This window comes from Halalkaliarchaeum sp. AArc-CO (genome assembly GCF_024972735.1).
Classification (GTDB): domain Archaea; phylum Halobacteriota; class Halobacteria; order Halobacteriales; family Haloferacaceae; genus Halalkaliarchaeum.
The window spans coordinates 1346575-1365858 of the sequence record NZ_CP087723.1; the positions used below are offsets into that span (position 1 = coordinate 1346575).

16 protein-coding genes and 1 pseudogene are annotated in these 19284 nt (G+C 61.7%); 15 read left to right on the top strand and 2 right to left on the bottom strand.

Annotated elements, in window-relative coordinates; genetic code table 11:
• Positions 1-62 precede the first annotated feature (62 nt).
• Entirely contained in the window at positions 63-416 is a 354-nt protein-coding gene (locus tag AArcCO_RS07295) for a DUF7969 family protein (RefSeq protein ID WP_259536152.1), read from the bottom strand.
• A gap of 256 nt (positions 417-672) precedes the next feature.
• On the opposite strand from AArcCO_RS07295, the gene AArcCO_RS07300 reads away from it, so the two are divergent.
• The 6 genes and pseudogenes from AArcCO_RS07300 to AArcCO_RS07325 all read left to right on the top strand — a co-directional run bounded on the left by AArcCO_RS07300 (position 673) and on the right by AArcCO_RS07325 (position 7903).
• Positions 673-2352 carry a hydroxysqualene dehydroxylase gene (locus AArcCO_RS07300; RefSeq protein WP_259536162.1) on the top strand — a complete coding sequence of 560 codons (1680 nt, stop codon included), beginning with the start codon at positions 673-675 and terminating at the stop codon, positions 2350-2352.
• 55 nt (positions 2353-2407) lie between these two features.
• Positions 2408-3451, top strand: a complete 1044-nt coding sequence (locus AArcCO_RS07305; protein ID WP_259536170.1) for an NAD(P)/FAD-dependent oxidoreductase — start codon at positions 2408-2410, stop codon at positions 3449-3451.
• Between the two features lie 140 nt (positions 3452-3591).
• Entirely contained in the window at positions 3592-4113 is a 522-nt protein-coding gene (locus AArcCO_RS07310; protein ID WP_259536172.1) for a hypothetical protein, read from the top strand.
• Between the two features lie 102 nt (positions 4114-4215).
• Positions 4216-4521 (top strand): annotated as a pseudogene (locus AArcCO_RS07315) (ATP-binding protein); the annotation flags it as partial.
• A 20-nt stretch (positions 4522-4541) separates the two neighbouring features.
• Positions 4542-5774, top strand: coding sequence for a hypothetical protein (locus tag AArcCO_RS07320; RefSeq protein WP_259536182.1), 1233 nt, complete (start codon positions 4542-4544; stop codon positions 5772-5774).
• A gap of 239 nt (positions 5775-6013) precedes the next feature.
• The gene (locus tag AArcCO_RS07325) at positions 6014-7903 is read left to right on the top strand and encodes an aldehyde ferredoxin oxidoreductase family protein (RefSeq protein WP_259536184.1); all 1890 of its coding nucleotides are present in this window, start codon (positions 6014-6016) and stop codon (positions 7901-7903) included.
• Positions 7904-8355: 452 nt separating this feature from the next.
• Here the strand turns inward: AArcCO_RS07325 and AArcCO_RS15965 are convergent, their stop codons facing one another.
• A complete protein-coding gene (locus AArcCO_RS15965) occupies positions 8356-8613 on the bottom strand; it encodes a DUF7563 family protein (RefSeq protein WP_259536404.1) in 258 nt (85 codons plus the stop codon).
• Positions 8614-8765: 152 nt separating this feature from the next.
• On the opposite strand from AArcCO_RS15965, the gene AArcCO_RS07335 reads away from it, so the two are divergent.
• The 9 genes from AArcCO_RS07335 to AArcCO_RS07375 all read left to right on the top strand — a co-directional run bounded on the left by AArcCO_RS07335 (position 8766) and on the right by AArcCO_RS07375 (position 19139).
• The gene (locus AArcCO_RS07335) at positions 8766-9788 is read left to right on the top strand and encodes a tyrosine-type recombinase/integrase (protein WP_259536194.1); all 1023 of its coding nucleotides are present in this window, start codon (positions 8766-8768) and stop codon (positions 9786-9788) included.
• A gap of 36 nt (positions 9789-9824) precedes the next feature.
• Positions 9825-10184, top strand: coding sequence for a hypothetical protein (locus AArcCO_RS07340; protein ID WP_259536196.1), 360 nt, complete (start codon positions 9825-9827; stop codon positions 10182-10184).
• A 3-nt stretch (positions 10185-10187) separates the two neighbouring features.
• Positions 10188-10340: a phage terminase large subunit family protein gene (locus tag AArcCO_RS07345; protein ID WP_259536198.1), complete on the top strand. Its 153-nt coding sequence runs from the start codon at positions 10188-10190 to the stop codon at positions 10338-10340.
• A 26-nt stretch (positions 10341-10366) separates the two neighbouring features.
• Positions 10367-10588 carry a DUF8139 family protein gene (locus AArcCO_RS07350; RefSeq protein WP_259536200.1) on the top strand — a complete coding sequence of 74 codons (222 nt, stop codon included), beginning with the start codon at positions 10367-10369 and terminating at the stop codon, positions 10586-10588.
• Between the two features lie 1252 nt (positions 10589-11840).
• Entirely contained in the window at positions 11841-12494 is a 654-nt protein-coding gene (locus AArcCO_RS07355) for a helix-turn-helix domain-containing protein (protein WP_259536202.1), read from the top strand.
• 168 nt (positions 12495-12662) lie between these two features.
• Positions 12663-14144, top strand: a complete 1482-nt coding sequence (locus tag AArcCO_RS07360; RefSeq protein ID WP_259536204.1) for a type I restriction-modification system subunit M — start codon at positions 12663-12665, stop codon at positions 14142-14144.
• Positions 14137-15480, top strand: coding sequence for a restriction endonuclease subunit S (locus AArcCO_RS07365; RefSeq protein WP_259536213.1), 1344 nt, complete (start codon positions 14137-14139; stop codon positions 15478-15480). Before AArcCO_RS07360 ends, AArcCO_RS07365 begins: the two co-directional genes overlap by 8 nt.
• Positions 15473-18433 (top strand): type I restriction endonuclease subunit R, encoded by a 2961-nt coding sequence (locus tag AArcCO_RS07370; RefSeq protein WP_259536215.1) that lies wholly within the window; start codon positions 15473-15475, stop codon positions 18431-18433. The genes AArcCO_RS07365 and AArcCO_RS07370 overlap by 8 nt, the downstream gene beginning before the upstream one ends.
• Positions 18414-19139 (top strand): M48 family metallopeptidase, encoded by a 726-nt coding sequence (locus AArcCO_RS07375; RefSeq protein ID WP_259536217.1) that lies wholly within the window; start codon positions 18414-18416, stop codon positions 19137-19139. The genes AArcCO_RS07370 and AArcCO_RS07375 overlap by 20 nt, the downstream gene beginning before the upstream one ends.
• The last annotated feature ends 145 nt before the right edge of the window (positions 19140-19284 follow it).

Genomic DNA, 19284 nt, shown 5'->3' on the forward strand with positions numbered 1-19284 from the left:
GACGACCTTGGGATTGTCGCCGCGAATTTTCGCTCCTCGATTGTGGAATTCGGCGTCGGAACTCAACGATTGAAGTCGAATCGCGGGCGATCGTACGCTGGTTGACGGTGTGATACCTGCGTTCCGTCCTCGTACTTCACATAGTTCAGGTAAAAGGTCCGCCCGCAGCCGTCGCGGTCGACTGCAGGACCGTCGACGTCGCGGTCGGCAGCAGGGTCGTCGTCGTTCCGCTCTGTGCCGTCGGCCCCCAGACAGACGAACTCGATGCCGTCGGCGGCCTCGACGTCGCCGGTCGTGTCGGCGTACTCCCACCCCTCCAGGGGTTCCCGCGTCACACACTTGTCCCGGAGGTAGCCGTCGCGTTCGATCCCCGTAACGGCCCCGCAGTACGGACAGTGATACGTGACCTCGACCATGTGTCGTGTAGGGGTTCGAGGGCCAAATCTGTCTCGCCCTCGAGCTCTCCGGCCCGGGCTGTTCCGGCCCGTGAGGTACCGTTCGGGAGAAAACACAGATCCGACGGCGAGGACCTCCGGCCCTGGAAGCCGGAGATTCCGGATCTGATATCGAGTCGTTTCCGGCGAACGAACGTGCCACCAGTCGTCCAGGCGTGTTGTCGACCACGACTGGTCAGGTGTATTCCTTATACTGATCTGATTCTTTAACATTGTAATGACAGAGGTATTCGTAATCGGTGGTGGGATCGGCGGCCTTTCGGCGGCGCACGAACTCGCACAACGGGGGGTAGACGTAACCGTCTTCGAAGCCAACGATCGGTTCGGTGGAAAGGCGCGATCGATGCCGATCGACGACAGCCCGATGCCGTTACACGGCGAACACGGATTCCGGTTCTTCCCGGCGTTTTACCGGCACGTCGTCGACACCATGGATCGAATCCCGCTCCGGGACGGCGAACTGTTCACAGACCTCGAGGACGGTCCGACAGTCGCCGACAACCTTGTCGAAACGGGCGAGACGCTGGTTGCGAGCACGACCGGTCCCGGAAACGTCGCGAGCGTCGCCACCCCCGAGTCCGTCAGCGACTGGCTCGAGACACTGCGACCGGCGTTCGTCGACGAACTCCCCCGGGAAGACGTCCGGTTTCTGCTCGAGCGGTTGCTCTACCTGGTGACCGCCTGTCAGGAGCGTCGAGACGACGAACTCGACGACGTGTCCTGGTGGGAGTTCATCGACGCCGACAATCGGTCCGAGGAGTTCCGCGATCGGCTCGCGTACGCCACCCAGTCGCTGGTCGCGTTACGTCCCCAGGTCGGCAGCGCGCGCACCATCGGGACGATCTATCTCCAGTTGCTGTTCGGCCAGTTCGACCCGACCCGCCCCACGGAGCAAATCCTGAATGGGCCGACGAACGAGGCCTGGATCGACCCGTGGATCGACTACCTCGAGTCGCTGGGGGTGACACTGTACGCCGATTCGCCGATCGAGCGTCTGACGTTCGACGGCCGACGGATCACTGGCGCCGTTGTGGCCGATGGGGCAGCCGCGCCGGTCGCCGGGGAGACCGTCACCGCCGACGAGTACGTCCTCGCAGTGCCTGTCGAGGTCGCCCCCGAGTTCGTCACTCCCGAAATGGCCTCGGCGGCGCCGGAGCTGGGTCGGATCGCAAACCTCGATACGGCGTGGATGAACGGGATCCAGTTTTACCTCACGGAGGACGTCGAACTGGTTCGCGGCCACCAGGTGTACGCCGACGCACCGTGGGCGTTGACGTCGATCTCCCAGCGCCAGTTCTGGAGTGACTACGACGTCGATTCGCGTGGACCCGAGGAAGTAGCGGGCGTCCTCTCGGTGATCGCCTCCGACTGGGACACGCCAGGGGTACTGTACGGCAAACCGGCCCGGGAGTGTACCCGCGAGGAGATCGCCGCGGAGATCTGGTCGCAGGTGAAATCCCACCTGAACGTCGCGGGTGACAGACTCACCGACGACATGCTCGTCGACTGGTTCCTTGATCCGGCGATCGTCGAGACGGAAGACGGCGTGGAGAACCGGTCTCCGTTGTTGATAAACACTGTCGGCTCACTTCGGAACCGCCCGCCGGCGGACGTCGCCATCCCGAACCTCACGCTCGCGAGCGACTACGTCCGGACGAACTCGGACCTGGCGTCGATGGAATCGGCCAACGAGGCGGGCCGACGCGCTGCGAACGCAATTCTCGAACGGACGGGGTACAGCGGCCGGACGGCCCGAATCTGGGAACTGGAGGAACCGGCAGTCTTCGATCCGTTCAAGCGACAGGACGCGATCCGGTACCGGCTCGGGCTGCCGCATCCGGCCGAGATCACACAGTCAGTTCGGGGGTTGACGACGCGGTTGCGGGGACGTGCATGAGTCATCCGGTCGAACCGGCCGACAGCATTTGGTGGTCCCACGACAACACCAACCCGTGACCAGAATCGGAGTCGTCGGCGCCGGCAGCGCGGCCGCAGCCGCCACGTTCGTGCTCGATACTGTCGTTTCGGACGTCGATATCACCGTTCTCGAGAAGTCCGGCGGCGTTTGCGGACGCGCGGCCACCCGTCGGCGCGGGGACGTCACCTACGATTACGGCGCGAACTACGTCACATCCGATAACGAACGCGTGGCTGAGCTCCTCACAGACACTCTCGACAGCCAAGGGCTCGTCCACATCGCCGAGCCCATCTACACCTTCGACTCTGCTAGCGAAATCACGCCCGGCCGGGATCCCGAGGGGCACCGGTGGTCGTATAAAAACGGACTCACCCAGATCGCCAAGCGCCTGTTCGGTCGCACAGACGCCACGGTCCACCGGCGGACCAGGATCGAAACCATTCTCAGGCAGGAGCCCCGGGAAACCTGGACGCTCCGGGACGCCGACGGTCGCGAGTGGGGACCGTTCGACGCGCTTCTTGTGACCCCACCGGCGCCGCAGACCGCCGATCTTCTCGCCGACGCCCGGTGGGACCATCCCGCCCGAGAGGGGCTGGCGACGGCAGCCAGCGAGGTCCCCTTCCGTCCGGTGTGGACCGCGATTCTCGGCTACGAATTCGAACTCGACGTTCCGTACTACGGCCTCATTAATACGGACGACCAGCACGAGATCGGATGGATCGCCCGCGAGGAGTGCAAACCGGGTCACGTGCCGGCGGGTGAATCAGTTCTCGTGGTCCAGGCTGCGCCGGACTGGTCTCGGGAACGGCACAATTTATCGTCCGCGGAGAACGTCGATCTCCTGACCACGCTCACCGCGGACCTGATCGGGGACGAACGTCTCCAGGATCCCGCCTGGACCGACCACCAGGGATGGCGCTTCGCCCTCCCAGACGAGGGGATCCGACCCGGGGCCCTCCGGGCGGCCGAATCAGCGGGGCTCTACTGTGCGGGCGACTGGGTCGCAGGCGAGGCGCGGGCCCACGCGGCACTTGCGTGCGGACTGCGCGTCGGCGAGCGGCTGAGCTACTCCTTATAAACTCCCTGGGGTTGCTCCTCGAACTCCTCCGATTCGCGACGGAAGTCCGGATTAACTCGGCTTAAACGGCAGTGTACCCCGGTGAAACCCGGTTCGGGGTTTCCCCCTATTAAGGGGCCCAAACGGAAGGCTCCACGTGCATGAACCCACGACAGATCCTCACGATCGGTATCGCGATGTCGGTGCTGCTCGGTGGTGCGATGGTGCTGGGCGTCGTCGCCGGAGCCGCCACCGTCGATCACGCGACGAGCGCACACGACGTGGAAACGGATGCGGAGACGCCTGACGAACAGCCCACGAACGAAACCGAGGATGCCACCGACAACTCGTCTGACGTCTCCGTCGGAGACGTTCCTGACAACTCCACCCAGATAGATCCGGAGGATGCTGACGGCACTCACGATGCCGACGACCGTCCCGACGCTGACGACCGTCCCGACGCTGACGACCGTCCTGATGCCGCCGACGAACGCGCCGGCGACGGAGACGGCGTCGGCCCCGCTGACGGGCTCCCCGAGCAGGCTGCAGATCACGTGAGCGAAATCCACGAGACTATCCAGTCGTACCTCGAAGGCGACCTCGATCATCTCGGTGACGCCCTGAGCAGCCTCCTCTCGAACGGGGACGCAGCTGACAACGGTGCAGCTGCCGGCGGTGGCTGATAGCTTATGAGACGCGCCGGCGAATCACTACCTTGGATGTAGCCGATCCAACTGCGCAGATACTTTCATACAGGAGTCGTAGGATGCAACAATCAGACGAATACTATCGATGATCTCCCTGGAGAGGCCGGGTTCTACGTCGAGGACGACGGACCAGGAATCCCCGAAGCCGAGCGGGAGAGGGTGTTCGAGAGCGGGTATTCGAACGCCCCGGGCGGCACCAGGTTCGGGCTTGCGATCGTCGGCGAAATCGCCGGTGCACACGGGTGGACCTCGAGGTCCCGGAAGGAACAGCGGGGGGCCACGCGGTTCGAAATCGTCTCTGCTGAACGGATGGCACCATCCCGTTCGAGACGGATAGTTAATAACTGTATAAATCCGGATAAACTGTCGGACTTTATTTACTGACGGGCGTCGAAGACGACCACATGGTTTCAATCAGGGTGTGGGGTGGGGTCGGACTGGTCGTTCTGGCAGTCGTCGTGGTCGGTATACTGGCTGTCGGCGGCAGTGCCGCCCAAGACGACGTCGTTACGCTCACAGTCTCCGTCGAGGATCGGGACGGCAACCCCGTCGGCGGTGCAGACCTTACCGCTACCTGGGAGGACGGTGAGGCGACAGCGACGACCGCGAGCAACGGCCGAGCGTTCGTAGACGTCGAACGCGCTGCAGACGTCGAAATCGATGTCGCACACGACGAGTACGTCAGAAACACTCCGTTCCTCGTCGAGAACGCCACCGAACGGGACGTCACAGTCGACGTCGCCAGACAGGGTGGAATCGTCGTGACGACGACGCACGACGAGACGTCCGTAGCGGACGTAACCGTCACCGTTCGCAAGGATCGCGTGCGAATCGTCGACGGTGAAACGACGGCCGACGGCGAGTTCGATTCGGGCGTCATCGAACAGGGCGAGTACACCGTTTCGGTCGTGAAGCAGGGCTACTTCCAGCAGACCCACGAGGTCACTGTCGACGGTGACGTGACCCAGGAGTTCGAACTCCGCCGCGGATCGGTTCTGCTTTCGATCGACGTCGCAGACGACTACTACGAGGAGCCCCGGCCCATCGAAGGCGCCCAGGTCGCCATCGAGGACGTCGGGACCGTCACGACGTTGAGTGACGGTGAGGCCACCGTTCGGGCTCCCGTCAACGCGTGGCTCACCGTCACTGCCGACAGGGACGGATACAGTCCCACCTCACAGTCGGTCCGGATCCGCGAAGTCGATCGGAACGTCTCGTTGATGATAAACCGCGAACCCACGCTCGCGGTGGAGCCGAGCAACGAGCGGATCGTCTCTGGCGAGCGGCTCACCGTCTCTGTTCTCGACGAGTACGACGACCCCGTCGAGGGTGCGACGATCCGGGTCGACGGCGAGGACGTCGCCGAAACCGGCGATGACGGCGTCGCCACGTTCCGACTCGAGGGGGCAACCCAGCGCGAAATCGTCGCCGTCAGGGACGGTATCGAGTCCGAACCGGTGACGGTCCGGGTCGTCGCCGACGAACCGGAGACGCCGACGCCCACCGCGACACCGACACCCACCGAGACGCCGACGCCCACCGAGACGCCGACCGACGAGGATGCCACCGGATTCGGTGCCGCGATTGCCCTCGTTGCAATTGCCGTCAGTCTGTTCCTCCTCCGGCGACGCGGATAGCCCCACGTCGCAGACTGGTCGAAAGTTGAGTTGCTCTCATACCTGTACGGGCCAGAGTTGTGCCGTTTCGGTTGACATCCGCCAGGTTGACATCCGCCATCACTACGGAAGAAGAAAAATAGACCGTGGGCTACAGTCTCGTCTCCGCGCTGGAATACTTGCATTATTAATCATTATAAAGACGCCAATATTACAGCAGAAGAGCAATAGTTCGAGAAGTGACATTTTTATCTGGAGCCATGCCACAGGGAGGCTACGCAGAAACACTACTCGAGGTGAACCTGACCACGGGGGAGGTCACGGAACTACCGTTCCCGGACGACGAGGTGCTGAAAGCGTACGTCGGCTGTTCCGGGCTCGGACTGCATTTGCTGTACGGCAGGATCGAACCGGGAATCGATCCGCTGGACCCCGAGAACCCGATGGTGTTGACGACGGGACCGCTGACGGGGCTGCCGATGGTGCCGGCGGCGACGAATGCGACGATCACGACGCTGAACGGTGACACGGGATTCACGGCGGGTCGATCCCACTCGCACGGCTGGTTCGGACCGCGACTGAAGCGCGCCGGTTACGACGGGCTCGTCATCACCGGTGCCGCAGACGAGTGGACGTCGCTCGTCATCGAGAACGGCTCGATCGAACTACGGGACGCGAGCGATCTGGAGGGCGCCGACACCCACGACACGGAGGACCTCCTCAAGGAGGAACTAGGTTACACAACGGAGCTGCCCGGTGAGATGAGCGTGGCCGCCATCGGACCAGCGGGCGAAAATCTGTGTGACGGGGCGCTCATCGAAAACGACAAGAACCACTCGTTTTCCCACTCCGGTGTCGGTCAGATTATGGGTTCGAAGAACTTGAAGGCGATCGGGGTGCGGGGAACCGGTGAGGTACCGATTCACGACGAAGACCGGCTCCGTGAAATCGCGAAGCGATGGAACGAGAACCTCGAAGAGAGCACCGTCTATCAGGGGCTGTCGGACGCCGGTATCCCCTCGGGTGAATACGAGTACCCCAAAGAGACGTCGATGACGGTCGCGAAGAACATGCTCGAGGTGCCGGGTCCCGATCACGAGTGGGGCCAGGGGATGGCGGACCACGACATCGACCCACGGCCCTGCTTCGGCTGCCCGGTCGGCTGTTCGTACGACTTCGAATACGTCGAGGGACCGAACGAAGGGTACGTCGCGACGCCCGCCGGGGGCGGCGAGAACCTGGAGGGGTCTGCTTCAATCGTCGGCGTCTACGACACCGACTGGGTCCACTATCTCACCGATCGGTGTGACCGGCTCGGCTTCGAGTCCAGCGGCATCGGCGCCTCGATGGCGGTCCTCATCGAGGCGTATCAGGAAGGACTGATCGACGACGAAGACACTGACGGGATCGAACTCGGCTGGGGCGATCCCGAACTCGTCGAGCAGCTCCTGGAGATGGCGGCCCACCGCGAGGGAACGCTCGGCGAGGTGCTCGCCGAGGGCCCCGGCTACGCCGCCGACTGGGCCGGTGGGGACGCCCACGACCGGGCTGTCCACGTCAAAGACTCCGGGATGAACCTTCACGACTGGCGGGCCGCCTGGGGGATTATGCTCGGTCAGATCGTCGGGCCGAGCGCGAGTTGGCCCGCGCCCGGCGCCGACGCGTGGGGAATCCCCTACGACGCCGGCTACGAGGAGTTCCAGGACCCCTTCGACTGGAAAGAAAAACCGACGGACGTCGTCAACACCTGGCCCGTGAAGTACTGGGACGACGCCAACGGCACCTGCTGGTTCGGGACGTGGGGCGTTCCGGATCAGGTCGAACTCTCCGCGCAGGCAGTGGCTGCAGTCACCGGCTGGGAGTTCACCCGGGAGGACGCCCTCGAAGTCGGCGAGCGGCTCGTCCACTTCGAGCGCGGGTTCGGGGCACGCTTCGGTCACACCGCCGAGAACGACCTCGACGTCCCCGAACGTATCGTGGAGGAACCGCCCGAAGGTCTCGGTGCCGGAAAGGAGATGAAACAGCATCTCGAGTGGATGATCAGAGAGGTCTACCGGCTCAACGGCTGGGACGAACGGACCGGCAAGCCGCAGCGCTCCACCCTCGAGGAGGTCGGACTGGAGAAGGTCGCAGACGACATCTGGGCCTAGGGAGGCGGTGATCCCGCCCGACCTCGATAACAGTTGTTGGCAATTCGATCTTCTTTATTCGGGTCGGAACTCGCAAACTAGCGTTCCACGTTCGAGTACTCCGGTTTCGTGTATAAACGCCGGTCATATTGCCAACTACTGATAAAGACTACCGACTTTCCAGTTTCGGAGGCGATTCGGTCCGGAACTGTCCGACGTGGTTCCCCTCGTTTGTTGGGCATGACCGTCGATGGGCTGTCGACTGCGATGTCTCGTCCGAATTCGCCCGACAGTGGTTCGGGTTCGGGTTTGTTGAGGGTTTGCCGGTGATACCGTTCAGGAACGATCGGAACAAAGCGGCGACGTCTGTAGTTAACTGGCCCTGGTTCGTTCGTAGTCACTCGCGCCGGCGTCCGGGTGGGCGATCCGCTCGCCAGTGCTCGGGTTGTAGAGCTGGGACGCACGGACGAACCTCACCGGGACCACCCCCCGGCTTCGGCGCCGTGACGGCCGGGATTCTCACGGGCGTCGGGTGTCGGCACGTCTTTTCCGGCGGCGCTCCCCTCGAAGAGCCGAACCCAGGTGTCGCACTGTGGGCAACGATGGGCGCGGTTGTTTCCGTCGCCGTAGACCCGACGGAAGTCTCTCGATACGTGGGCCTCACACTCTTCGCAACGGGTTTTTGGAGAAGTCGAATCACCGAAGTCGCCGCCTTCGGCTTTTTTTCGTATCCGCCCTCCCCGATTTGAACGGGGGTTTCGTGGAGCCTTCGGGCGGTTTCACCGCCCTCGGCTCCACTTATCGCGGCCTGACGGCCGCGAACAAGCCGATCTCCGGTCGCCGGGGCCTCGGTCGCTCCGTGGTCGTGGGTTCAAAACGAACCATGACCGACCAAAACGACCTCGAACCCCTCGACCCCGAGACGGCCAAGGAGATGTACCATCGGGAACGCGAGGGGGAAGTGACGGAGCGGACGCTACAGGCACACCACTACCGACTCGTCCACTTCATCCGCTGGTGTGACGAGGTGGACATCGATGATCTGAACGACCTCTCGGGTCGCAAGCTCCACGAGTACCGGCTCTGGCGAAAGGAAGACGGGGACCTGAACGCGGTGTCCCTTCGGACCCAGTTGGAGACGCTGAGGGTGTTCATACGGTTCTGTGAGACCATCGACGCCGTCCCGAGCGGGCTCCACGAGAAGATCCTCCTCCCGACCCTCTCGAACGACGACGAACAGCGCGAGGAGATCCTTCGGTCGGAGCAGGCCGAGGACGTGCTGGAGTACTTGCGCCGCTTCGAGTACGCCTCTCGGACTCACGTGGTCCTCGAACTGCTCTGGCACACTGGGATCCGACTCGGGTCGCTGGTGGCCCTCGATCTCGACGACTACAATCCGGAGGAACAGCGACTCGAACTCCGACATCGGCCCGAGACCGACACGGGCCTGAAGAACGGGAGCGAAGGCGAGCGGCTGGTCGCTCTCGATCCGTATGTCTGCGACGTCCTTGACGACTGGATCGACCGGCAGCGACCTGCGGTGACGGATGATCATGGACGAGACCCCTTGCTGACGACTCAGCACGGACGACTCTCGGGGACGACGGTCCGGGAGACGGTCTACAAGGCGACGAGGCCGTGCTACTACGGCGACGACTGTCCCCATGACCGCGATCCTGACGAGTGCGAGGGCGCGGATTATGGGTCCTACAGCCTGTGTCCGTCGAGTGTGAGCCCTCACTCGGTTCGTCGAGGGTCGATTACGCACCATCTTTCCGAAGACGTCCCCGAAACCGTCGTCAGCGACCGAATGAACGTGGGCAAGGAGGTCCTCGATAAACACTATGACCGGCGCTCCGAGGAAGTGAAGGTCGAGCAGAGACGAGAGTATCTGGACGGGGTATGATCCATGGATCGCACTGAAGACTCACGAGACGCCTCTGTGACCGATCTCTCGGAGGTCAGAGAGCCCGCTGACGACGAGACAAAGCCCGAGATCAAGCCCGACTCGTGGCGTGACCTGACCGAGTTCGTCGACCAGTTCGACGACGCCGTCTTCGGCGTGCTCGCGGATCCCGATGACAGTCCCGAGGGGTTTTGGATCGTTGAGGACATCGACAAGGTTCGGCCAGCCGCTGTTCCTCTTGGTGATCCAGCGACGTTCGACATGGATGTTCTCGGGCCCGGCGGGAAGGTAGTTGACGAGATCCGTCTGACCATCGAGGAGATCGAGCACGTCAGGGCGGCTGAACCCTCAGGCGTGGCTCCCGAGACCGACGAGGAGGAGATCGAGGAGACCTGACCCATGCCAATCGCCTGGGAGGTATCCGAGCCCTGTCCTCGCTGTGGTGACGACAGCGACGTCTGGATGTTCGAGAAGGACGAGCCAACGATCATCAAGGAGCACTACACCTGTGAGACGTGTGGCTGCGAGTGGACGGAAGTGAGACAGGACTAACTATCTCCCCGCTCTTGCTCCTGGTGATGAAGCGGTTCACTGAGGGCGACCACGTCCGGGTCGACATCCCCGACGAGACCGATCCCGACCATGACGTCTATCATGGGGAGGAAGGGGTCGTTCTCGGCGTTCTCGAAGACGATGCTTCTGAAACGACTGGTGACGAACGCGACTCCCAGATCTATCGACTCGAACTCGACTCGGGCGACGTTGTCGACTTCCGCTGGCGGGATCTTCGTCCGCCTTGATCGGCGTAGATCGACGCTGAGGGCGAGCAACCCTCGCCACGCCCCTCTGCTGACCCTCGAACGCGCTCGACGATGTATCCCCCTCGTCGAGCGAAGGAGTTCCTGTTGACGCCTCCACGAGGCCTGCGACGGACCCTCTCGATGATTTCGCACCAGAACCCGGAATCTCTCGCGCCGCGGGCCGGACACCAACCGGATGGAGTGCGAGATGATTACTCGATACTCGCTGGGGTACAGCCAGAGGTACACCGCTGTCTGAGGGGTCAGACGGTGGACCATCTATCTACTCGTACTGTAGAATCTGGAGAGATGTCTGAGCCCTCAGACAGAGAATAGTAATATATACGATACTAATTCTCGTAAGTTTGTGTCTGAGGGTTCAGACGAACGAAGTGATATTAGCTACTGGCATAGAGGGCACCAGTAAGGCGATTATAGCTGTCTGAACCTTCAGACGGATTCCCTACTCTGCCTGTTTCAGTACGGTACTATTTGTCTGAACCTTCAGACGTTCGACATACTTATGTCCCCCGAGGTCGTGGTAACACTCGTTGACCGTTGACGAGTGAACGAAGCCGAACCCCCCGAAGACCGTTATACGAACAGGACTTCGGGAAATCCGGAACGACTCCGGTCTGGTCGAGAAACCCAGTGCAGGAAACGAAAGCCCCTCTACGTCGGAAGGTGGAAGGTGAGGAAATGAGTCCCCTCACACTTCCTTAGGGAGGTCCGAAGTAATGGGCTTTCGGGACGACCCCTCCCCTCTAAGGGACGTCTCCGTCTTCCCGTGCAGTGCGGGGCGGTCAAGGCGCGTCAGCGCCGCCAGTTTCTGTTCGGTATCGGTCGAGGGGGGTGAGGTGGAGTAGGTCGGTAGTAGAGCTGTGGCTGTACTAATGGGATTGTAAAGGGAAAAACGGGCTCTTCAGACAGAACGTGAGTTCGCTGAGGGTTCAGACGACACCACCCTGTCGGCGAGGTCGCCAGTGCATCCGAGGCCGACGAGTCCGTCTGAGGGTTCAGACGAGGATATACCCTACCGAGTGTCGGACCGAGGTCGCCGACGAGTTCGTCTGAGCACTCAAACCGGAGAGAGCCCGTCTGAGGGTTCAGACAGGTCGGACAGCGAGCGGGCTCGGAGAGGGTATGGGCACGACAGGAACGATCCCCTCGATTACTGTCTGAGGGTCCAGCGAGCTACGAACGCCCCAACGCCCATATATAAGCGCGTTTAAAAGCCGGTTCGAGAGGCTTCATGTCCGATCAGCGCCACCGGACCTCCCAACTCGCCCTCTCACGCGGTACGACAGACCCGTCCGAGTACTCCTCACCGGACGCGAAGGCCCGCTTCGCGGTCGCCAAGCACTACGGGATGGGTTCGGACGGCGAGTGGTCGGTCGAGGAGATCGCAGAGGCCCTCGACGTCACCGAGAGGCAGGTCTACCGGTATATCAACGAGTCGGAGATCGGCCGGGAGGTCCGCGAGACCATGGCCGTGACGGACGCCGAGTGGCGACTCGACGCCGCGCTCACCCTCCGCGAAGAGATCGAGAGGCTGGAGGAAATCGAGAAGGAGTTGCTCGAACAGACGACGACCATCCCGACCGACTTCGAGGACCAGACTGTCGAGGGGACGCCCACGAGGGACGGACAGATGATCCTCGTCGACGAGGACGACTACACCCTGACGATCCCCGTCCCAAGCGAGTACGAGGAGATCACCGAGTACGGATCCGACCTCGAACGGATCCAGAAGGAGAAGCGCCAGCACATCGAGCAGATCACCAAGCTCCTCGGGCTCGACGACCACGACTGGCACTACCGCGAACAGAGGCCGTCTGAGGGTTCAGACACGACCCCCGTCCAGTTCCGGGAGATCGACGACGGGTGCGACGCGACGGGTGGCTGAGGGTTCAGACAGGACGGACCGGAACGCGAGACGGGGAGAACCGGGCTCTCAGGGGACCCTCCCGCAGAGAGCGGGACCACCTCCTCGAACTCCGGGGGGTGGGAAGCAAGCGGTGAAGTGGACCGCCAATCACCAACGCCTAAGAGGTTACCCTGTTATCACCTTGGTATGTCGCTGACCCTCGACGAACTCGACTCTCATCTGTTCAAGTGCGCTGACATCATCCGTGACGCCGTCGACTCGACCGACTATAAGGACTTTATTTTACCACTCGTATATTACAAAACTATCTCGGACAACTTCGAGGTCCAGTACCGACAGTACGTCGAGGAGTACGGCGAAGAGTACGCCCGTCGACCGAACCTCTACGACGTCCCCTACGTCCCCGAGGGCTACACCTGGGAGGACCTCCGGGCGGTCAACGAGAACGTCGACGAGGCGATCAACGACGCCTTCGACGCGCTCCGGGAGGCAAACGACGGCGAGGTCGAGGGGGTGTTCCGCGCCGACTACGTCGCAGAGGACGCCCTGACCGACGACCGACTCACGCGGCTGATCGAACATCTCACCACCTACGACCTCGACACCGACAGCATCCCCGCCGACATGCTCGGCGAGGCGTACATGGACCTCGTGCGCCACTTCGCCGAGGAGGAGGGCAAGTCCGGCGGGCAGTTCTTCACACCGCCCCACATCGTCCAGCTGATGGTCCGACTACTCGCGCCCTTCGAGGACGGTGACACGTTTCACGACCCGACTGTGGGGTCAGGCGGGATGCTCGTCGAAGCGGCCACCCACTACCGCGACGAACAGGGCGGCGATCCCTCGAAGCTCACGTTCACGGGCCAGGAGATCAACCCCGACATCGCTGCCATCGCCAAAATGAACCTCTCGATCCACGGCCTCAGCGGGCGGATCGAGCGCGAGGACTCCCTCCTGCGACCACAGTTCACCGAGAACGGTTCGCTGACCAGGTTCGACTATGTCCTTGCCAATTTCCCGTTCTCGGCGGACTGGCAGAAGGACGAACTCCAGGACGACACCTACGGGCGCTTCGACTGGCACGAGAAGCTCCCCCGAGCCGACCGGGGCGACTACGCATTCATCATGCACATGGCCGAGCAGTTGAACGAGACCGGCCAGGCAGCGATCGTCATTCCCCACGGCGTGCTGTTCCGGAAGCACGAGAGCCGGTATCGGGAGCCGATGATCGACGACGACCTCGTCGAGGCCGTGGTCGGGTTGCCCGAGAACCTCTTCCAGAACAACTCCATCCCGAGCGCGATCCTGGTGTTGAACCGCGACAAGCCCGCGGAACGTACCGATCAAGTTCAGTTCATCCATGCCGCCGACGAGGCGTTCTACGAGGAGCTGAGCAACCAGAACGAGCTGACCGAAGCGGGGATCGACCACATCGTCGAGAACTTCGACGGCTGGACGACCGAGGAGCGGGTGAGTCGGACGGTGTCGGTCGAGGAGATCCGCGAGAACGACTACAACCTGAACATCGCGCTGTACGTCGACACGACCGAACCGGAGGAAGACATCGACGTGGCCGAGGAGTTGGCCGAGTTGCGGGAGTTACAGGCCGAGCGCGACGAGATCGAGGCGCAGATGACCGAGCACATGGAGGCGCTGAACTATGAGTGAGGAGCAGGTGACCCTGGATGATCTTGACGAGGTAGCTGATGAGGCCGGTTCGAGTACGAATGGGTGGCAACAAATCGAAATGGGGGAGTTAGCCGAATATCAAAACGGAAATGCTTTTAGTAAGAGTGAATGGACCGACGACGGGTATCCCATAATTCGCATCCAGAATCTCACAGGAGAGCAGGAGGAGTTCAATTATTTCGACGGGGAATTAGAAGATCGCTATAGAGTCAAAAACGGCGACCTTCTTTTGTCGTGGTCAGCCACAATTGATGTTTTCGAGTGGAATGGGCCAGAGGCGGCTTTGAATCAACACATCTACAGAGTTGACACCACAGACCAGGTAAATGAGATATTCTTCCGGTTCAAGTTAGAAGAACTCCTTCCACGTTTAGAGGCTCTATCGCACGGGAGTACGATGAAACACGTCCGGAAGGCCGATCTGGTCAATCTTGACGCTGATATTCCACCACTCGAAGAACAGCGCAAAATCGCCAGCGTGCTCTACACCGTTGATCAGGCGATTCAGAAGACGGAAGCAATTTCCCAGCAATTATCCACCCTTCGACGAGGGCTTCGTCAGGATATTTTCAGTGGACAGGTGGGCCGTAGAGATACAAAGAGTACCAGAACTGGTCCAATAAGCATAGAAATCCCACGAGAGTGGGAAGTTAGACCTCTTGGTGATTTTGTGGATGAGTTTGTCGGCGGTGCCACGTTGTCGAAAGATGATTTCACCGAAAAGGGGGTGAGTGTATTGCCAAAAAAGGCGGTTAATGACATCGGAATCGCCGCTGTTGATGGGGACGAACGACAGTTCTGCTCCGAAGATACCGCCCAGGAAAACCAGACGAACTTAGTTGATTCTCAATATCTTATCACGGCACTCCGGGATTTGAACGCTGACGCGCCAAGTATCGGTCGGATTGTTAAGATCTCACCTGAATCTAAGTACCCAGATGGTGACCAATTTTTACTCGCCCAGGGAGTCCATGGGATAAAAACATCCCAGAAAATTCTTAATGATTATCTGATTGAAGTCTCGAACTGCGGTTGGTATCGGAGATACGTGAAGAGTATCTCGGTCGGAAGTACCCAAATTCACATCCGCAACGATGAGTTTCTTGATATCAAAATTCCGGTTCCACCACTGGAAGAACAGCAGGAAATCGCCACCCGTCTCCGGGACATCGTACGACTCCAATCTAAGCAGAACAGCTATCGGGACGGTCTCCAACGCCTCAAACAAGGCCTCATGCAGGACCTCCTCTCGGGCGAGGTCCGCACCCACGACACGGACATCGAGATCGTAGACAAAGTCCTCCAGCATGACTAACGAACAACCATCCGAGGGCGGCCTTCAGACGTCGGTCCTCCAGTGGCTCGACGGCCTCGGATGGGAGACCTACAACCCCGACGAAGGTCACGGCGCGACGGTCCTCGACGAGCGATACGGTCGCCAGCGTTCGGAGGTCGTCTACTGGGATCTGCTCGCGGAGACCGTCGTCGAGATCAATGACGAACTGACCGAGGCCAACGTCGACCGGTTCCTGAACTCGCTTCGACGCGACCTCGACCACGACAACCTGCTCGACGGCAACGAAGCGTTCTACGAGATCCTAACCACGGGCAAGAAACACACCGTCGACCAGCAACACAACGGGACGAAGACAATCTACGCCGACCTGATCGACTTCGAAAACCCCGAGAACAACCGGCTTCACGCCGTCGACGAGTTCGCCGTCTCCCGACGCGGCTCAATCCGTCCCGACGTAACCCTCCTCGTCAACGGGATCCCCAGCGTCCAGATGGAGCTGAAGTCCGTCACCCAGGACAACGACTTCTACGACGCCATCACCGACCTCCAAGCCTACGAGGAAAAGGTCCCACGAGCGTTCATCCCGACGCTGTTCAACGTCGCCGCCGACCAGAGTGTCCTCCAGTACGGAGCCGTCGGTGCCCCCCGCGAGTTCTATCAGGGGTGGACGACCGCGCCCGAGCGCTACCAGTCGGACAACGACGTCAAGCAGGCCGTCCAGGCCCTGCTGAACCCTCAGACGCTGCTCGACGTCCTGAAGTACTTCGTCTTCTACGAGGAGCGTCCCGACCAAGACGCGAAGATCATCCCCCGCCACATGCAGTACTATGCGGTCAAGCGGATCCTCAACCGGGTCGAGCGCGGCGAACACCGGAAGGGACTGATCTGGCACACCCAGGGATCGGGGAAGTCGTTCACGATGCTGTTCACGGCGAAGAACCTCCTCGAACGCGATATTCTCGACGCACCGCAACTGTTCGTCGTCGTCGACACGGACAAACTCAACAGCCAGATGCGCGACCAGCTCGCGAACCTCTCCTTCGAGCGCTGGACCGAAGCCGAGAGCATCGAGGGGCTCGAAGACACCATCGCGGCGGGCCGGAGCGAACTCGTCGTTACGACCATCCAGAAGTTCCAGGACGTCGACCCCGGCGTCCAGTCGACCGACGAGGCCGTCGTCATGTCCGACGAGGCCCATCGGTTCATGGAGGCCGACCTCGGGAGCCGGCTCGAAGCCGCCCTTCCCGACGCCTACCACTTCGGCTTCACTGGGACGCCCGTCCGGGAGGGCGACCGCGAGAAGGACCGCAACACGTTCGACGAGTTCTCCCCCGAGGACGAGGAGTACCTCCACCGCTACTCGATCAAGGACGGCATCGACGACGAACTGATCCTCCCGGTCTTCTTCCGGCTCCGTCACGAGATGGACTGGGACGTCGACGAGGCTGGCCTCGACGAGGAGTTCGACGAGGCGTTCGCCACCCTCCCCAAAGAGGAGAAGCTGGCGATCATCCGCGACCACGTCACCAGTCGGATGCTCGCCGAGATCGAGCCCCGCGTCGAGCGCGTGGTCGCCGAGATCGACGATCACTTCGACGGCGTCGAGAAGAACGGCTGGAAGGGCATGGTCGTCACGCCGAGTCGGAAGTCGGCGGCCATGTACGGGGAACGGCTGATCGACCGTCGAGGCGAGGACGCCGTCGACGTGCTCTTTACCACGACCCAGAACGACCCTGATCTGCTCCAGCAGTTCCACACCGACCCCGGCGAGCGCGACCAGATCGTCCGGGACTTCAAAAACGAAGACGAGCCCAAACTGCTCGTGGTCCACAACATGCTCCTGACGGGCTTCGACGCCCCCGTCCTGAAGACGATGTACCTGGACCGGGAACTCCGGGATCACACCCTCATGCAGGCCATCGCCCGGACGAACCGGCCAGCTGACGGCAAGGAGAATGGCGAGATCGTCGACTTCCAGGGCGTGTTCGAGAACATCGACGACGCTCTCGACTACGACGACGAGACGAAACAGTACGCCGCCCAGGACAGCGAGCAACTGTTCGAGAAGCTCCAGAATCAACTCGACGCCGTCCTCGACATCTTCGAGGGGATTCCCCGCGAGGACAGCCAGGAAGTCGTCGACGAGTGTCTCGACCGAGTGAGCACCCACCCCGAGAAGCGCGAGTTCAAGCAAGGGTTCCGACGACTCCAGGACCTCTACGAGTCCGTCTCGCCCGACCGCCGACTCGTCGAGGAGCGGATCGACGAGGACTACGGCTGGCTCGGGCGGATCCACACGGCCTTCCAGCGGACGGCCAACCGGTCGGAACGGCCCGAAGACGAAATGCGCGAAAAGACCCGCGAGATCGTCGAGGAGCACGTCGACATCGGCGAGATCAAGCGGGACTACCCGGTCTACGAACTCGGCGCGGAGTACCTGGAAGACCTCGATCACCTCAGAAGTGACGCCGCGAAGGCGTCAACGATTGCCCACGCCATCCAGGAGAGCACGCAATCCCGAATGGGCCAGAACCCCCGCTACGAACGACTGAGTGAGCGTGTGACCGACATCGTCGAGGCGTGGCAGGCCGGCGACCGAGCCGATCCCGAGGCCGTCGAGGCGCTCCGCGAGGTCGAAGCGGCGGTGCTCGCGATCGACGAAGAGGCCAATAAGTGCGGGATGTCAGACGCCGAGTTCGCCATCTTCACCGATCTCACCGAGGAGCGCGATCTTGATCTCTCGGAGGACACCGCCGAAGCACTCGCCCGCGACATCGTCGCCGAGTTCGACGACCGCGTCGACACGAGTTACGAGGGCTGGGAGACGAACGACCAGACGGTCAAGGAGATCGAGCTTGTACTGTTGGATGTACTGGTGAAAGAACACGACCGGGGTGAACTGGTCACCGACGAGTTCATCGACGCCGTCCATACCTACCTGATTCAAAACTATGTCGCAGACGAGGCGTAAGCGAACGACGACGCTGGCCGGCGAGCAAGTGATCTACGAGGTCTCGCGGAGCGACGACGCCACACAGCCCCGGATCGACGCGGGGATCGACGGGATTACCGTCATTGTACCCTCAGACGCCCACGAGGATCCGGAGGCGATCCTGTCGGAAAACGCGACATGGGTGCTCGACAAGAAGGCGAAGTTCGAGCGCTATCGGGACGACGTCCCGGATCGAACGTTCGAGCCCGGTGAAACGTTCCCGTACCTGGGCGAAGAGCACGAACTCGTCGTCGAGCCCCGACAGAAGTCCGTCGTCGAGGACGAGACAATCCGTCTCCGACGAAGCGCGGTCGAACAGTCGTCGGTCAAGCGGGCCCTTCGGAACTTCTACCGACGTCAGGCCCGCGAATATCTCTCCGAGCGTCTCGACCACTTCGCCGACGAGATGGGGCTGGAGTACGACGGCCTCGAAATCAGGAACCAGCGGACCCGCTGGGGGAGTTGTTCGACGAACGGCACGATCAGCCTGAACTGGCGGCTGCTGATGGCCCCGCAGGACATCGTCGACTACGTGGTCGTCCACGAACTCGCCCACCTACGAGAGCCCAATCACACCGACGCTTTCTGGTCGCTCGTGGCCGAGCACGATCCCCGCTACGAGGCACACGCCGAGTGGCTGGAGGAGCACAGCGCCAGACTCGTGTTCAGTCGCGAGGATCTCTAGGTCGTCCCGACCCGTGGAACCCGCTGTGAGCCGTCTCTGACACCCACGATGAAGTAAGACTACCCATACCACTCAGCCATCGTCGGATGATCACGAGAGGGGTCACAGAGGCGTCCCCAGGAGGCTGAGAGAGGCCTCAGGTTCG

Excerpts from the sequence above, each read along its gene's own strand:
- AArcCO_RS07310 (WP_259536172.1), top strand. The coding sequence starts at position 3,592 with ATGAACCCACGACAGATCCTCACGATCGGTATCGCGATGTCGGTGCTG.
- AArcCO_RS07295 (WP_259536152.1), bottom strand. The coding sequence starts at position 416 with ATGGTCGAGGTCACGTATCACTGTCCGTACTGCGGGGCCGTTACGGGG.
- AArcCO_RS07375 (WP_259536217.1), top strand. The coding sequence starts at position 18,414 with ATGTCGCAGACGAGGCGTAAGCGAACGACGACGCTGGCCGGCGAGCAA.
- AArcCO_RS07320 (WP_259536182.1), top strand. The coding sequence starts at position 4,542 with ATGGTTTCAATCAGGGTGTGGGGTGGGGTCGGACTGGTCGTTCTGGCA.
- AArcCO_RS07370 (WP_259536215.1), top strand. The coding sequence starts at position 15,473 with ATGACTAACGAACAACCATCCGAGGGCGGCCTTCAGACGTCGGTCCTC.
- AArcCO_RS07350 (WP_259536200.1), top strand. The coding sequence starts at position 10,367 with ATGAAGCGGTTCACTGAGGGCGACCACGTCCGGGTCGACATCCCCGAC.
- AArcCO_RS07345 (WP_259536198.1), top strand. The coding sequence starts at position 10,188 with ATGCCAATCGCCTGGGAGGTATCCGAGCCCTGTCCTCGCTGTGGTGAC.
- AArcCO_RS07335 (WP_259536194.1), top strand. The coding sequence starts at position 8,766 with ATGACCGACCAAAACGACCTCGAACCCCTCGACCCCGAGACGGCCAAG.
- AArcCO_RS07355 (WP_259536202.1), top strand. The coding sequence starts at position 11,841 with ATGTCCGATCAGCGCCACCGGACCTCCCAACTCGCCCTCTCACGCGGT.
- AArcCO_RS07325 (WP_259536184.1), top strand. The coding sequence starts at position 6,014 with ATGCCACAGGGAGGCTACGCAGAAACACTACTCGAGGTGAACCTGACC.
- AArcCO_RS07300 (WP_259536162.1), top strand. The coding sequence starts at position 673 with ATGACAGAGGTATTCGTAATCGGTGGTGGGATCGGCGGCCTTTCGGCG.
- AArcCO_RS07360 (WP_259536204.1), top strand. The coding sequence starts at position 12,663 with ATGTCGCTGACCCTCGACGAACTCGACTCTCATCTGTTCAAGTGCGCT.
- AArcCO_RS07365 (WP_259536213.1), top strand. The coding sequence starts at position 14,137 with ATGAGTGAGGAGCAGGTGACCCTGGATGATCTTGACGAGGTAGCTGAT.